This window comes from Pontixanthobacter aquaemixtae, from assembly GCF_009827395.1.
Taxonomy (GTDB): domain Bacteria; phylum Pseudomonadota; class Alphaproteobacteria; order Sphingomonadales; family Sphingomonadaceae; genus Pontixanthobacter; species Pontixanthobacter aquaemixtae.
Map to the genome: position 1 here is coordinate 1,755,289 of NZ_WTYX01000001.1, position 17,016 is coordinate 1,772,304.

General features: G+C 57.2%; 7 protein-coding genes. All 7 read left to right on the forward strand.

All coding sequences use genetic code 11. The annotated features are described in order from the left end of the window. Window positions 1-199: 199 nt before the first annotated feature. The 7 genes from GRI41_RS08400 (at window position 200) to GRI41_RS08430 (ending at window position 17,002) form a co-directional block, all read left to right on the forward strand. Window positions 200-3,046, forward strand: a complete 2,847-nt coding sequence (locus GRI41_RS08400; RefSeq protein ID WP_160604411.1) for a cupredoxin domain-containing protein — start codon at window positions 200-202, stop codon at window positions 3,044-3,046. A 278-nt stretch (window positions 3,047-3,324) separates the two neighbouring features. After that, window positions 3,325-4,779, forward strand: a complete 1,455-nt coding sequence (locus GRI41_RS08405; protein WP_160604413.1) for a hypothetical protein — start codon at window positions 3,325-3,327, stop codon at window positions 4,777-4,779. Between the two features lie 34 nt (window positions 4,780-4,813). Further along, window positions 4,814-7,426: a hypothetical protein gene (locus tag GRI41_RS08410; RefSeq protein ID WP_160604415.1), complete on the forward strand. Its 2,613-nt coding sequence runs from the start codon at window positions 4,814-4,816 to the stop codon at window positions 7,424-7,426. A 25-nt stretch (window positions 7,427-7,451) separates the two neighbouring features. Next, the gene (locus GRI41_RS08415) at window positions 7,452-10,187 is read left to right on the forward strand and encodes a hypothetical protein (protein WP_160604417.1); all 2,736 of its coding nucleotides are present in this window, start codon (window positions 7,452-7,454) and stop codon (window positions 10,185-10,187) included. Between the two features lie 52 nt (window positions 10,188-10,239). Then, a complete protein-coding gene (locus tag GRI41_RS08420) occupies window positions 10,240-12,633 on the forward strand; it encodes a hypothetical protein (protein ID WP_160604419.1) in 2,394 nt (797 codons plus the stop codon). After that, window positions 12,630-13,523 (forward strand): hypothetical protein, encoded by an 894-nt coding sequence (locus GRI41_RS08425; protein WP_160604421.1) that lies wholly within the window; start codon window positions 12,630-12,632, stop codon window positions 13,521-13,523. The genes GRI41_RS08420 and GRI41_RS08425 overlap by 4 nt, the downstream gene beginning before the upstream one ends. Then, on the forward strand, window positions 13,523-17,002 hold the full coding sequence (locus GRI41_RS08430) for a S8 family peptidase (protein ID WP_160604423.1): 3,480 nt from the start codon (window positions 13,523-13,525) through the stop codon (window positions 17,000-17,002). The genes GRI41_RS08425 and GRI41_RS08430 overlap by 1 nt, the downstream gene beginning before the upstream one ends. The last annotated feature ends 14 nt before the right edge of the window (window positions 17,003-17,016 follow it).

Genomic DNA, 17,016 nt, shown 5'->3' on the forward strand with positions numbered 1-17,016 from the left:
GTTATTGGTTTGAGAGAATCGCGATGAACTGTGACTTTTTTCGTGGTTGCAAGATTTTTGAGTCAAAACTGGCTCCAACAATACAATTTGTCCGATGCATTACTTCATTTTTATGCATCTATACTGCAGTAGGCGGTGGCAACCGCTTTCTGCAATGGGTTTGTGCGCCTGAAACTTGTTGCGAGGGATTGTTCACCGGATGCCAGAGGCGGAAGCATTCTTTATAAATAAGCAGTTGCAAGCGCTCGATCCGCTTGCCCTTATCCGCCAAACCTTTTCCGAGCGAGAAGCCTTTCTCGCCGCCAAAGAGAAAATCACCAATACCGATATCCCTTTGGTGCCACCGGGGCAATTTACCACTGGCGTCACCTACCCTTCTGCCAAAGAAGGTAAACCCGAATGGCATCTACCCCATTACATCTTGCACCGGCAAAATGACCGCTGGTCGACCAACCTCACGCTTAATCGCGCGACTTCTGATCCGGGCGCGCCAATAGGTAGTCTGTCGATTGATCTGCAATCGCTGCCTCCGCCTGCCGGGCATGCGACAAGCCGCGCGATTCCGCACACATTGGCGCTCCGCCTGGGCTTCCACGTGCCGGTGGTCGGCGACCCGGCCACCGACAGCCCTGCCCCGCGCCCAGAAGGCGCCGCAGAATTCGCCGGTGACTGGGAGAATCTAGATCCCGATACAATCGGCATTGTCAAACTGGAAATCGCCCCAAACGGGCCCGACGATCTCATCGTCGTCGCTCACGAGAATTGTCCGCCAAAGCGCTGCATAGTCGGAAAGGAGCTGGCGCAATTCGTCGATGGCAAAGCGATGGTTTCCTTCCGCAGTGAAGCCAAAACGGTTTCATTGCACTTGAGCCGGGAAGGCGATCATCTGGTCGTCTCCGAACATGTCGACATTCACGATCCGCAGTCTCCCGGCGACTATCTGACGACGCATATATTCATGCTCAAACGGGCGATCCGCGATCTGCCTATCATCTGGATGGATCTTGGCACTCCCGATCCGGTCACCGGCAATGTGCGCCGGTCCGTCACCCAGATACCCGATCACCAGACATATGCGCGCATCCTGTCAGTCATGACCGATCCTGTGCATGCTGCGCGGCTGGAGCTTACCTGTTCGGCGACGGTGGGGCAGCGCATCATGCGCCAGGTCTTTGTCGGAAATCTCCGGACAGCCGATTTTGTGGCGGAGACTGGCAAAAAATCCTTCGAAATGGATCAGATAGTTGCGGCAACGATCCGAAACCAATTGGCTGCTGCTGTCCTGAACAATCCCGCGGATCTCAACAGCTTCAGTACTATCTTCGAAGTCCACAAACCTGCAACTCTGCCCCCTCCTACACCGCCTCCACCGCCGCCGCACCGTGGCGATCTGGGGAGCATTCTAATTGGCGGGCTTGTATCCGGCCTCTTGCGCGGAAACTCTTCCGGTACGACGAGCGATTTCCGCAGTAGCTCGCGGTCCGAAGTTTCCGCGCGCTCCTCGCATATGTCCTCAGCGAGCAGAGAGGCCATTTCGTCGCGCAATCGCGCGCGCGTGGACGCTGCCGAGCGATTCAGAATGGCACGCGATGCCGCGGGGACCGGGAACGCGGCACGGGCCGCCCTTCCCGCGACCAATGCAGCAGCAACCTTGAAGATCGAGCAAGTCGCAAAGGAATCGCTGATAGATCGCAAGCTGCCGCGCCACACGCTTGTGGAGCCGACCGGCGAACCGGTTTTGACCCGGCGCGGTGACAGCGCGGTCCAGATCGTTGCCCCCTTCACCTTCGATCTACAGCGTCATGCATATATGTTCGATATGCCCCCGGAAAACGCACAGGGGCTGGTCTTGCTGCGGCACGAAGTGAGCACCGGCGGACGAACCGCCAGCTTCTTCCAGGAGGGTCTGGACAGCAAACTCTATTATTACGAACCCGAGGAGTTCCGCCTCGCCCGCGATGACAATGCGCCATTTGCGCCATCGATGCTGTTCCACCTTAGCGAAGTGGTAGACCCAGAGGCAGATGAGGGCGAGGGAATCGCTTTCGAAGTCACCCTGACCTATCGCGCGGTTCCCTATATCAATCCGTCTTTACTCACACAGGCGCGCGCCGAATTCGGTCCGGATGCGCGCTTCGCCCCGATTTCGCCAACGATCAATTCGCTAACCATCAGCCTGCCCGGCGAAAGCGGAGCGGCTGACATCGTCCTTCGCGACGAAGCCGAGGTCGATTTCAGCAACGGCATCAGCGACATGATCAACCTGACCGAAGATCAGTATTTGCAGTTCACACGCGCGCTGCAAACTGCTTCGGGCATCGGACTGGAAGGCCATGTCGAGGCGGTCCTGATGGACGGCACGATTGCAAGCGTACCCGTCAGGGTCGGCCTGCGGGACAGTGCCGAGTTTGCATTCGATCATGCGGTGGACAGCGTGGACGCGAACACGGCCCGCGTGACATTGCGTAACCGGATCGAAAGCCCGGTGCGCATCGATCATATCCACGATGTTGCTTTGCCCGACGGCGCATCTGCCGCGCCAACCCAATTGGCCTCTGCCGACCCGATCGAACCCGGCGCAACGACCAATGTCGACTTTGCGCTGAACCCGCCGGGCACGCCATCAGCATCGCTTGATCCGCAATTCGATGCGTCTGTCCTGCCCGACTTTCTTGCGATCCTCAGCCAAACGACCATCACGCAAGGCTACTCTGATCGTGACTTCTCGATTGATGTCAGCATTGACCCCGCCTTCTTTGCCTCCGCCGCATCCGATCTGGGCCCGCTGACCGCGATAGAGATCGCGTTTCGGACCCTGGAAGAGCCCGTTCTGCTCACCGCGGCGCAGCCGAGCCAGACGGTAACCCTGCCGATGCCGCTGTTGCTGTTCATCACCAATGCCAGCGACGCGCAGCATTACAGCTATCAAATCACCGACATTCATGGCGGCGAACGCGGCGAGGCAACCGCCTACACCGCTGGCAGCGGCAATCTGGAAGTCACTCCGGTCGCAGGTGCCAACCCGTTTGGAGGAGGCTTCGGGTGATGGTGCTGGATATGCCTCTTGGACAGTCTCAAGGCGTTTTCGCAGATAGCGATCAACCCGGATTGGTTCATGCGCTGCCTGACGGCTTGGAAGTCGCTTCAGATCCTGCGGGGCAGGCTGAGCTCAGCCTGTCGCTTCATCGCGGAGCAGGCCGCGGGGGCGGTGTATTTCAGGCACGATGGACGCCGGTGCGCAAACCCGCAACAGCGCCGGCGCAGATCGGTTGGCAGTTAGCGACAGCGAGTTCGGCTCGACTTAGGATAATTGCGCGCACGCCAGTGACCGCGCTCGCGGAACTCGCCGCATGGCGTGACATTGTGCTCGATGGAGAAGGCGGTGCGATCGCGACCATCCGTTTGTCGCAGCACGAGGCCGAAATCATGCGCGACCTTGCGCTGGGGGACAGCAACCCGCTTCAGATTGAGCTGGAACTTGCAATGCCCGGTATCGTGGGCGGGCTGCCTTTCATCGCTGAACTGCAAACGGAAGCGGTGCACGGCCTGCTGTCGGCGCAGTTTGGGGCAAACCCTGCCGATGAGAATGAGATCAAGGCAGCATTCCAATCCATACCCAAAGCCATGCTCAGCTTCCGTCGCAACGGGTCGGGTCGCAATCCGGGCGATGACGCCCTCAGGAATGAGCTGGCGCAGCGCGCAATCTACGCCATGTTTGAACCGTCTAGCGAAGTTCCCGGACAATACACCTTTGGTGAGCTTCCACCGCAAAGCCCTTTGTCGATCCGGCTCGACTTACCCCGCCGTGACCAGCACATAACCCGCGTTTCATGGTCTTTCCGCGAATTCGTGGCCAGCTTGGAAAATGACGATGCCATCGCGCGTCATTTCCCCCAACGCGATGATATCAGGCCGTTTGACACGGTAGAAATATCTGCACTCAATCAGGTCCCGCTTGATAGCAGTCACGTGCAAAGGTTGCGCGTCGATCTAGAATTTACCGGGCGAACGGGAACGCCGGTTCACGAAACGATCGAATTTCGTCCGGGAGATCCGTTGATCAAGCGGATTTCTGCCACCTGGCCATCTCTGACCCATCGCTTCGAGATGCGCAGCAAGCTGACTGCATTCGTGACGCAGCCCGTCGGGTTTCGAGGCCCCGCCTTCGCCTGGCCAGATCCAGCGCAATTCTCCGACGCTGCCGATCCACTGGCAATTGATCTCAGTTCCAGCCGGCTAGGCTTGGCGATGACCGAAATTCGCGCGCTCGACGGCCTATTCGATCTCTGCGCGTCATGCACATACCGGCTGAATTTCGGCCCTAGAGAATTTGAGGGCACTCTGGATCCTTCGCGGATGCGCGGCTTTGTGATGTATCCGGCGGGCGGGCCGGTGCCCAATGTGACAATTGTCGCGCACCCGATCGACCCATCCCATTCTGACGTCATCGTGCATGACGGGCCGCCCGAAGGCGGCCAGGTGCTCATTTCGCCGCTCGAAGCGCAGCGCCGGGAACCGCTGTGGGTCGAGGCGCAAATTGCAGATCCTGAAATCCCCTATGCCGTGATCGAAATTCGCAGCTCCGAAGGCGCGCGCATCACCACACGCATAGTTCGCCCGGGCCAACCAGCGCGCATCGCCCGCTGGCCCAGCCTGTTTGCCCCGCTTGCCTACGAACACCGACTTTCGGTGGTTCGCCGAGACGCCGAGGGCCGCACCAAACCGATCGAGACCGAAGAATGGACCCCAGGCACCGCGCCGGTCCTGACCATCAATTGAACCAGCCCGCCATGGGCCAAAGGAGAAGAGCCAAATGTTGACCGCACCAGCAGTTGCCGAAGTGGATGGTGTAACCATTTGGGCGGACGATACCGACTTCTTCCGCTTTTATCTGACCAGCGCCAATCCGCGCGTCAGGCTCGATGACAATGGCGATCCAGTCTTCCTGCTGGTCCAATATGACATGTCGGAAGAAGATCGCGCGGCCGACCCGACCTTGCCAAGCGGCGGCGGGTTCATGAATTTCGATGTGACCTTTTCGATCACGGACGAAGAGGAAACCGCAGCACGCGACCTGATGCAGCCGCGCGTTGATGCCGAGTGGGAAAGGCTGCGCAACGGCACGGCCGAGGAAAAGAACAAGCGCGGCGTCAAAGGCACATCCGAAGCCCCACAAGTCGAATTTGCGAGCCCGACCTACACGCAGGGGACAGTCGAAATGTTCGCGCCGCAATCCGATCTGCTTGTCGATGCGCAAGTGGCGCAAGGCGAACCCGATCTTCTGGCCGGCAATACTGCGGTGTTCAGCATCGATCTGAGCGCTGCCGGCTCCCAGTTCATGAGCGAAACGCTGACTGGAGGCGATGGGTCGGACCTGACCCCGATCCAGGTCGCGTATCATTTGAACTTCATGGCCCGATTGCCGCCTGTCGATATCGTGGTTCTCGCCAACACCCAGCGCATTTACGAACAAACGCGCAAATATATGGACGGCGAAGGGCGCGATGCCTGTTCGACATACGATTTCAAGAACTCCGACATCAACACAAGTACAGCCGAATTGAGCGGCATGATCGAGGTTAAGATCGATCCCGGCTCCAGCCATGTCACTGACGAGGTGATGGAGGAGCTACGCCAATATGCGCTCGACATGATGCAATCCCAGATCGAGAGCAGCTTCTTCACCGACGATCCGCAAGATGCCTACTTTTCGCAATTCCCCGATGGCGCGCCTCCTGAATTTTTGGAGGAAGAATCAAACCGCAATCGCAACAACAAGAATTCGAAGAAGTATCTCAAGAAAGTCAGCGATACATCGACCATCGATCTGACCTTGAACCTGCAGCAGCACTCGGTCGTCGAGTGGAAGATCAATCCGCAATCCACATTGCAGACATTCTTTGCCGGAATGCCGCCAGCCCAAATCGAACGTTTCGTCCGGCAGGTGCGGACGGGCAGCCCGTTCTTCCAGTCGCTCAATCTCGGCGTCCGTGTATTTGGCGAATTTGATGACAGCGATCTCGAGGCCGTCGAAGTCCAGCTGCGCTATACAGGCTTCGACTTCAACGGGGAGAATTTGAGCAAGGAGAAGGTGCTGACCTTCACCGACAATAGCTCGCAAACGTGGAACCCCGACCTGATCGGCGCTGAACGCGAGGTCCAATATCGCCGTAGGATCAAGACCGCTGGCAGAGAGTTCGGCCCGTTTTCCTCGTGGGAACGGACAAAGGCCAACGCGATCAATATTTCGGTGGCAAAACCGGGGCGGGTGCAACGCTCGATTGCGCAGGGCCTGCTCGATTTTGAATCGCTCGACCTCTCGGCGGCCGAAGTCACCCTGCGCTATCAAGACGGGGAGCTGGGCGTTGATCCGGTGGAAGAGGTGGTCGTGCTCAATCCCGCCACACCAACCGCCACTTTCGATCACCAGATCGGCGTGGAGGCACGCAAACCGGTTCTGTACCGGACGAAATATAAGTTCAAAAACAATGACATCATCGAAGACGAGGCGTTTCGCGAGAGCACATCGAACCTGATCCTGATTGATCATCCCTTCGAATCCACTCTGGCGGTGCAGCTTCTGCCGGTAGGAGTGGGGTGGAGCGAAGTCGTACAGACACAGGTCGCGCTGTCATATGATGATGAAGACAGCAATTTCCACGCGCATGACGTGGTCACTCTGAAGACAAACCAGGATACGCGCGAATGGCTGGTGCGTCTGCGCGATCCGGAAATGACCACCTACCGGTACGAAGTGATCACCAGCTACAAAGATGGTGATCACGACAGCAGCGGCGAACTGACCAGCAGCGGGTCGGGAATTTTGCCGATCGAAGTGCGCGAACCGCGCACGACCAAAGTTGTCATTGTGCCCAGCCGCATCAATTTCGAAGCTACGCCGAGCTGCGAAGTTGTGGTGACCCACGAAGCGTCCGGGACGGTTGAATCCTTCTTTATCGATAGTTCTAAAACCAGAGAATGGACGGTTCCCGTGAGGCCGAGCGATCCGCTGTCGTACAGCGCGGTTGTCACCTTCCATACGCCCGATGGCGAAGACATTGTTTTCGATCCAATCCATGGCGAAGACAACGCTCTGGTTTTGCCGCGCTACAATCCGCCGGAACCAGGAACCATCCACTATCAGATCATGCCGACGCTGATCGATTTCGCGAAGACTCCGCTGGTCGTGGTCGAGCTACTCTACGAAGATGAAGCCAACGGCGTCCGGCACGAGAACAGCTTTGCGTTTTCGGCGTCGACGCAGAACATGGACTGGGAAATCCATGTCGAGGACAAAAACCGCAGATTGCTGCGCCAAGTAACGCGCCATTTCGTCGCTCCCGACAACATTCCGCACGAAGCCGAACCCGCATTCCAGACCAGCAACCTGCTGGTCCTGAAGCCCTTCGTCGCGCCCGAAATTTGAGAACCCACCCGCCAGGAGAAACACCATGCTGAAAGTCCCAGCCTTCCAATATTACGAAGACCTTCGCGTCACCGTCTATCAGGACGATACCGAGTGGTGGAAATTCTACCTGCTGCCCGACTATGTCTCGATCCGCAAAGACATCAATGGCGATCCGGTGTTCCTTTTGGTGAAATACGCCTTTGGCGATCAGGACCGGGAAGAAAACGAAGATTTACCGCGCGGCGGCGGATTGATGGCCTTTGACATCGAACTGACCGTTCAGGAATCCGATGAACCCGATTTGCGGGATCGCTTGCAAAGTTATGTCGACCGCGAATGGAACCGGCTGAAAAGCTTTGCCGATGCCGCGAACCACGACATTGAAAGCCTGACACTGAACAGCTGGCACAACCGCACCAATGGTGTGCCGCGACCAGCGGGTGACCCGACCACCCCGCCCAGCCTGACGATCGATGACGTTTCGCTTGGCCTCAACCCGGATCGGCCCACTGCGCCCCCGGGTGACGCCCCGCCGCAGATCCAGCTGTCCTACCCCGAATTTACCGAGGGGACATTCACCGTCCTTGCGCCGCAATCTGACGGGTTGGTCACCCATTCGATTACCGAAGGCCCGCTTTCGCTGACCGGCCCCAACACAGCGGCCGTGATGATCGAGCTTACCGAAGCGGGTGCCACTTTCATGCAGCAAACTCTGGTCGAAACCAGCGGTGTCGGGGCGACCAATCTGGTTCCGCTGGGCGCGCGAATGGACCTCAAATTCAAAGCCCGCATCCCGCCCGCTTCGCTGCATGTGAAAGCAGACACCCGATCGGTCTACAAAGCGATGGAATCCATCGATCACGACTATGACGACTACGCATGCCGCGAAGATGACATCGCGCATTACGAAACGATGATGGAAGCCGCCATCGAGTCCAAATTGATCGATGTCACACTCGATACCGGCGAGCTCGATCTCGAAAGCGATCTGGTGGAAGAGCTGATGGGCATCTCGATGGAGCTGATCCGCGATCTTCTGTCAGAAGAACTGTTCGAGGAGACCGATCCGCCAGACGATGTTGATGACGACCTGCTGAAAGAGAAGACCGACTATTACATCATGAAGCAAGAGGAGCGGATATCCTTCAAAACGATGAATACCAAGATCGAGATCAATTCGATCATCGAAGCTGAAAAGCACCCGCAAGGGACCATGCAGGCATTCTTTGCCGGCGTTCCGAAATCCAAAATGAACCAGTTTGTCCGGGTGGTAAATCTGGACGATGATTTCTTCAAAACGCTCGGCCTGACGGTCAATTGCTTTGCCGATTGGGAAAACGATCCAATCGCCTTTGTCGAAGTGCAAATCCAATATGACGGCCGCAACGAGCAAGGCCAGATCGAGCAAAAGCAGGAAACCTTCACGTTCGACAAAGACACTACGTCTGGCGAATGGGACCCGAGCCTGATCGGCAAACAGCGCGGATACAAATACCGTTGGCGCCTGGCCTATACCGGTCAGGAAGCAGGCGAATTCTCGCGCTGGGAAAAAGAGCGCAGCCCGATGCTCAACATTACGGTTCCGTCCAGCGGTCGGATCAATCTGCCGATCATCGCCGGCAATGTCGATTTCCAGCAAACCGTGCAACAGGTCCAGATCGCTGTCAGCTACGAAGACCGCAGCGACGATGTGGCTTCGCAAACCGAAAACTTCGTCCTGATGGCCGGGCAGTTGGAACAGACCTACAGCCGTGATCTGTTCACCGATTGGGACAAGGAAATCACCTACAAGCCGACTTTCATACTGAAAGACGGGCAAGTGATCGAGGGCGACGAGCAATCGACCGATGAACGCTCGCTGCTCATCAATGCACCCCTGTTTGACAAGCTGGATGTCAATTTTGTTCTCGTGGCATCGCAGGCCGCCGATATCGCGCAGGTCTTGATCGATGTGCGATATGATGACGATGCGAATGACTATCACGTCGATGAAGTCCTTCGCCTGAAAGACGCCAACGAGTTCAAGAGCTGGTCGGTGGTGCTTCAGGACCGCGACAATCGCAATTTCCGCTACAAAGCCGTTATCACTTTCAATGACGGCACGATGACCGACACCGGCTTCATCGAGATGGAAGGTGACCAAACCATCCCGATCAAGGGGAATGCCCCTCCGCGTCTGAATGTCACGGTGATGCCCAGCGTTATCGATTTCGGGACCACGCCGCTGGTGACCTGCGATTTGCGGTACCGCGATCCCGACAATGCGATCGATGCGCGCAAGACGCTGTTCTTCGACACCAATAACAAGGCGCCGGTTCCGTGGACATTGCCAATTTCGGATTCCTCACGACAGACATATAGCTACGATGTTGATTACCATGCCCTGTCGGGGACGATTGACCGCGAAGAGATCGAAACCGACGACGGTGTGCTGGTGATCAAGCGGGCGATCGTGCCCGAAGTGAAGTGCATATTCACCTGCACCCAGATCAATTTCACCGACACCCCCGTTGTTGAACTCCAGATCGAATATACCGATCCGGTCAACGGCAATGATATGAGCGACACGCTGATCGTCAGCAGCGTCGCTGACAATCCGGTGTTCCAGCACATGGTGCAGGAAGACAGCCCGCGCGAATTCACGCTGACGCGGATCTACCACTTGGCTGACGGCCAAGTTCATCAGGACGATCCGCAGGTCATCAACCGCAAGCGCTACGTCATTCCGCGGCACATGCCCGACCCGGTGGTGGTTGAAGAACCGGACACCCCCGAATGATGGCGAACCACTTTTCCCGAAAACGAAAGCTGCATCTGCAGGAGAATGAGCCATGCTGAAACTGGGCCCTCCCTACTTCGACATAGAAGGCGTTGCCGTGATGAGCGACGCCCATGATGACCGGCAATTCTACTATGTCCCCAACGCCCCGCACATTGCGGTTGATGACCAGGGACGTCCGGCCATCCGGTTCATCGTGCTGAAGGATGCGCACGATGCGATCATCGGCAATTCCGACGATACCGAGAGCTTGCCCGCTGGCGAAGATAGTGAAGATATCAGCGGTTTCCTGTTCTTTGACACCGTTCTGAGTTGGCCGGACGAAACGCTCAACAAAGTCCGCAAGGAGCTATCCAAACGTCTGGAAGATGCGCACGAGGAAGAGACCGGAGAGCGCATCGAGATTGAAGTACAGCTCGCTCCCTTGCCTTACCGCAAGGGCTCTGTGCGATTGACGATGCTGGACAAGACAACGCGCGAAATCCAGATCGAGCCCGAACTCGGCCCCGATGGCGAACCGCTCACCGAACCGGAGACCGAAACTGTCTCTGCGTGGGTGCCCTTCGCCCATACCCCCGGAGTTCCGTCGCTCTATGGCGAGAACCGTGCCGTATTTCAGGCAAAGCTTAGCCGAAAGGCCGTCAAGCTACTATATGGTGCGTTCTCCGGTTTGATCCCGGCCTCCGTCTATTACGATTTGCAATATGTCGGGCAAATGCAGGGCTACAATGTGAGCGTGTCAGCCGACTGGGAGCAAGTCTACGACTTCATCCAAAAGCGTCATGGGGTCAATCTCGGTTTCTTCTCTGCAGATGTCGAGAAAACCACCACGGAGATGATCGAGAACAAGATCATCAATATCGAAGCCGAGGTTGATGCCACCGAAACCGACATCGCCGTCGAACAGCAAATGGACGATTTCGAGACTGTGAAAAGCGATCTGCAGGACATGGTCTTGCAGACCTTCTTCGAACCAACCACCAACCCCAATGAAGATCCCGATTCTATAAACACGCTGTCCCGGCTTCACGGCCTCAAAACAAGCTGGGCCCCGGTCGGCTATTCCCGCCGCGAGCTTTCTGTCACCGAGCTGCGTTCGATTTCGGTCGATTATACTGTCCGCCGCGCTGTCAAACGGCGGATTGCGCCGCAAGCGCATATGCATGTCTTCTTCGAAGATCTGAATGTCACGCGCGACGATCTTGTGACCGTTGTGGATGGCAACGATTCCATCTGGCGCGAAGTCGACATGCAGGTTGGCGTGAATGGCGATTTTGAACGCAACGACATCAACCAGGTCGTGGTCGATGTTCAATATACCAAGACGCTTGATCTGGAACCGGATCTGGAAGCCGACCCTGACGCGCAATGGAGCTTCGTGTTCGAAACCGGCGAAGAACGCTTCAACCGCTCAAGCTGGTACAGCGACGATGTAGGAACCAATTTTTTCTACCGGTACCGGGTATTCTTCAACGGCAGCGGCCTGCCCGGCCCGGCCAGCTCCGCCGCCAGCGAATGGCGACGGATCGACAGCAATGTGATCATGGCCGACACGGCCGAGTTGTTCGAACGGCAAGACGTGCAAATCCAGGCCGTCAATAGTTTCCCTTGGGATCGCTATCCGCAAGTTTTCGTGCGGCTGCGTTATGACGACACAGTGTCCGAATGGCGGCACGAAGATGCCAAGCTCCTTTCGCAAAATGATGCGATATTCACCACCGCTTTCCGCCAACGCGCGAAGGACGGGATCGAGCCAGAATATCAGCTGCAATATCTGCGTAATGATGGCGAGTCGATCACGACCGCTTGGGAGCCTGTTAAAGGCGATATCGAGCTGATCCTCAGTCCGGACCCGCAGCAGATGGAAGTGCGGGTCATCGTGAGCCCGGCAACCCGCATTGGCGATCACGGCTTTGTCATTGTCGACATGAACTACGAGGATGTGGACAACAACGTTTCCGAGACTGTCAGCATGATGTTCACTGCCGACAATGTCCGCCTGCCGCAAACCTGGAAAGTTCCGTGGAAGGACCCGACGAAGCGCCGGTACAAGATGAGCCAGCTGATCATCGATTCCGAAGGCAATGTCACCAATACGGGCTTTGTCGAGACAGAGGGAAATACCCAGATTGTCGGGACAACTTTTGCCAAGACAATGACCGTCCAGCCCAAGATGATCGGGCCGGAGCTTGGCCCCCAAAACATCGACAAGATCATGCTTCGGCTGAAATATGAAGATGCGGCCAACGGTGTGCTGAGCGAGCGCATGCATGAGATATCCGCACCCGGGGACGTTCCCAGTTGGACGGTGATGCTGAAAGACGCATCGCTGCGCGAATATAGTTACGAGCTGACCTATGTGCTCAATACAGGCTTTACCCAATCGACCGGAATACGCACGCAAAGCGATAATTTCCCGATCTTTTCAACGGCGCTGCCCGAGTGAGCCTAACCGCCCGCCTCGACGCTTCTGAAGGAAGCAAATTTTCGCCTGTGGAAGCACCGGCGGAAAGTGCGGATGTGGCGGCCCCTGTCCCCACACGGAGCTGTATCGAGGGCGGGGGTGATCTGATGGTGACCTTTCACGCTCCCGGACCGGTTACTCGTGGGACCGCCACCAGCACAAGCAAGCCCTGCGGCCCGGGCGCACGGCACTGGGATCGCGCGGCACAAGGCAAACCACCGGGCGAAACTATCATTTGGATGGACTCGCGCGGCGGGAGTTTGGGCGAGGTTCTGGAATTCCTACCCAAACCAGGCGCTCCTGATCTGTTCGCTGAGCGGCTCGGCTTCCTCCGGTCATGCGGGCGCATCTACATGGCGACAAAGGCGGAGCCCGAGACCGGCGAAAGCTGGCTTTCATTCGCTCTCGACCGCCGCGTTTCGCCGCGTCAGGCGCTGACGAATTTGGGATGCATAGGCGGATGGCCGGCAGCGCAAGGCATGTTGTCGCGCGTTTTTGGCCGGACAGTCACCGAACGCACCCGGCCATGGAGTATCGCACTCCCGCTTTCCGGCGAAGCTCTGGAAAGCCGGACCTTCCGTCTCGGCACCGCCGCATGGGGCCGCCTCCCCGAAGACGCGGGCAAGCGTGCGCATATGGCCGCAGCACTCGATGAAACGGGCGGCGACGGCTCCGGTGCTGCCGATGACTATGCCGCAATCGCCGCATTGCACACCGGCCCACTCAACTTCGCCAACGCCATAGGCTCTGCGGCCGAAGTCGATGTGAGCCCGAATGGGGCACAGGGCCTGCTGCTGACCCTGAGAACCCAAACCCCCAATTTCAACGCCCCGAATTCCCAATCCAAACCTGACAACCGAGGAGACACCTGATGTCCAAGATTAATCCTGACCTCCAGCTCACACTTCGTTCACTCCTCAACGAAGATTTGAGCGACGAGGCGCGAGAGGCCCTGGGTGTTGGCGTCAATGAAGATGGCACCGACCAGATATTGGTGATGGTGCAATTTTCAGGCGAATCCGCCCCGCTTGTTGAGGCTGGTCTCACCATTATTACCCGTAATGATGATCTGGTTACCGGATCGATCGCGCCTGAGAACGTCGAGGCGCTCGCTGCAATTGAGTCAGTGCAAAGGATTGAAGGCGATTCACCACTTGAGCCAGAAGTTCAGCTATCCGTTGCGGACGTGCGGGCCGACCAGGTGAATTCTGGAGCCGGGATAGGTACTCCGCCTACCAACTATACTGGCAACGGCGTCATTGTCGGCATTATCGATTCAGGCACCGACTACCAACACAGCGCATTCAGAAATGGAAACGATTCCCGAATCTTGAACATCTGGGATCAAGGGCTCACTCCGCAAGGAGCCGAAACACCACCCAATGGGTACGGCGGTGCGGGGGTCGTCTACGACCGTACAGAAATCAATGCCGCGTTGGCGTCTGCCAATCCTCTATCCAGAGTACGCCATGTCGGTGGCGATCATGGAACGCATGTTGCCTCAATCGCGGCCGGCAATTCAGCGACCCACCCTGGTATCGCAACGGGCGCTGATCTCATTGTCGTCCGATCCAGTCCTACCTCAATCCACGCTCTGCATGCCCTTAGCTTTATCTATGACACCGCATCATCGTTAAATCGCCCATGCGTGGTCAATCAAAGCCAAGGTCATCATCGGGGGGCCGCACATGATGGCACCTCTCTTTACGAACGCCATATCAACAAACTTCTTGGTCGACCCGGCCGCGCATACGTGAAGTCGGCAGGCAATGATGGTGATAACGATGTGCACCATTCAGATGTCGTGCCCGCGAATGGAAGTGTGACATTTCAGGTGCAGGTCAGGCCCAATCAAGGCAAGACCGATCTGGATATTTGGTATCCCACAGGAACCAATCTCAGCGTGAAGATCACCGATCCTGCGGGCACGGATCATGGCCCCCATGTGCAACCGCCGGATGGGGGTGAATTACCGCTTCCTGTTCCAACAATAACTGCAGGCGGTACATCCGTGGAGTTTGCATTCGAAACAGACTTCACTCCCAATCATCACAACCAGATTGTGATCCGAAAAACCAATGTTTTCCCCGGGCAAATCGATGGGGGCAATTGGACAATTACGCTGACCAATCCGACCGGCAGTCCTGTTGAAATCGATGCGTATCTTCATCCGAACCGAGGGGGTTACGGATTTGTTCGGGCACCCGCTCCGGTCGGGGAATCAGCGAGTGACCGGGCCGCCAGGCTCGCTCGCAACGCCGCCCAAAGCATATCGATACCTGGCACTGCGCACGAAGCAATCGCTGTGGGTAGTTATGTTACCAGGATCAGCTCGCTCAACACGCCAGTTGGCGAAATATCGAGCTTTTCAAGCCGCGGGAAAACCCGCGATGGACGTATCAAGCCCGACCTGTGCGCACCCGGCGAAATCATCGAAGCAGCCCAAGCAGGCACGGCCGCTGGTCATGTGTTTATGGGAGGAACTTCGATGGCGGCCCCGCACGTTACCGGTGCAATCGCGCTGTTGCTGGAGAAACAACCTACCCTTACGCAGGAGCAAATACGCAAGGGACTGCAGACCACCTGCAGAACCGATGCGCGAACAGGAACAGGTAGCCAAGTCCCCAACAATACATGGGGCTACGGCAAACTCGATGCGCGCGCATTGTTGGAATATGAATTCCCTGCATCCGAAACGCGCAATTGGGTACGCATCCGGTCCAGCCTTTACAATTGGACCGAGGGGGACACCCCTCCCAGTTTCGAAATCATGTCCAATGAAAACGGCCGCGCTGTTGTCGAGCTCGCATGGGGTTCAACCGATATTCCCCAACGCCCTGCGCGAACCCCTGCAGAGCCGATACGCTACTACACCACAGCCGAGCATCTGACGGCGAACATTAACAAGGCTGATGGTTCGACCATGGCTCTCGACATTCCCGAACAGCAGATCGTGCTGACCGGTAACAAGGCCACATGGACCATGCCGCAAGATCTGTGGGACGCCTATCGGGAGGAATTAAACAAGGCGCGCCAAACCCCGCCGCAAAGCCAGATGGGGCAAATGCTCTATTATCGGGTCCGATTTGAACCGACCGGGGCAGCATCGGCAATAATCTGGCCGGACGATTCATCCTTCAACGCATCACCGTTCAACAACCGGATGAATATCATCGCGCTGAACGTTGATCCGATTACCCAGGTGGTCCCCGATCGGGCGGCAATGTTGGCCATGCCGCGACACGCCAGCGAGCTCGAATGGCTATGGCAGAACTTGCCGGAGGACAATCCCGACCGGATTTCCCTTGCGAATATCTTCAGCCACCGCTTCTTCACCAACCAGATGGAAGTTGAGCTTCGCGGAAAGCTGCTGACCCTGTGGGTTCAGGCGGGGCCCGCACGCTTGTGGCTTTACACCATGCTGGATCGCCAATTCCGGACCGATGCCGGATTGGAAATGACCGTTCTGAAACAACCATGCATCCGCGAAAATATCATGCTGATCGATCATTTGCTCGAGCTACCGAACATCGTCCCCCACCCTGACATTGCCGGGGTTCGCGTGTCTGAACAATTGCTCGACGATGTGCTGACCGAAATTCGCGATCCCAATGGCCAGATGAATCAGGGACTGGCCGGCACCTGCGCCCCAACAGGGATCCAGACGCTGCTGATCAATGAAAACGCGGCAGAATATGTGCGGCTGATGCGCGGTCTGTTGTCGGTCGGCAAGCAAGCTACTCTCGCGAATGGAGATGTGATTGAGCCACCGCCGGGAATTTACCGCGTGGCGCTATATGCAGGAGCCCAATCAATCGGCTTCTACGCGCGCACGAATTCTGAGCTCGGTTTCCAGGCCACCATGCTCAAATATGCGAAAGGATCCGGTTTCCCTCAATATGATCCTTCCGCGCCGCCGAATGATCCCAACGGAATAAACACGGTATTCCAAACGACGATTGCCGGCGGCCTGACTTTTGAGGAGATCGAGACCCTGCTGGAAGGGCTGTTCAACAAACCATTCACCCGCACTCATTCGTCGCAGCCCACCGCCGCATTGCGCAACCAGTTGGTGACCGCAATGGGCAGCACGAGCGAGCCTCTGCTGACTGTCCTGAAATGGGGTCCATCGACCTCGCCGGGCCTGCATGCGGTGCTGTCATTGCGCCACGAAAGCGGGCGGCTGATGTTCAAGAACCCGCAATATACGGGCGAGACGGCCCCAGCTGATTGGCAACCCAATTCAAGCCAGGAAAACCCGCCCAGGTTGCTCGATGATCCCACACAAGCCCTTGAATCGATGGGCGATGACGACCTGTCCGGTTGGGTTCGCGCCTATTACTCCGCTTGATCGCGGCTAGATTG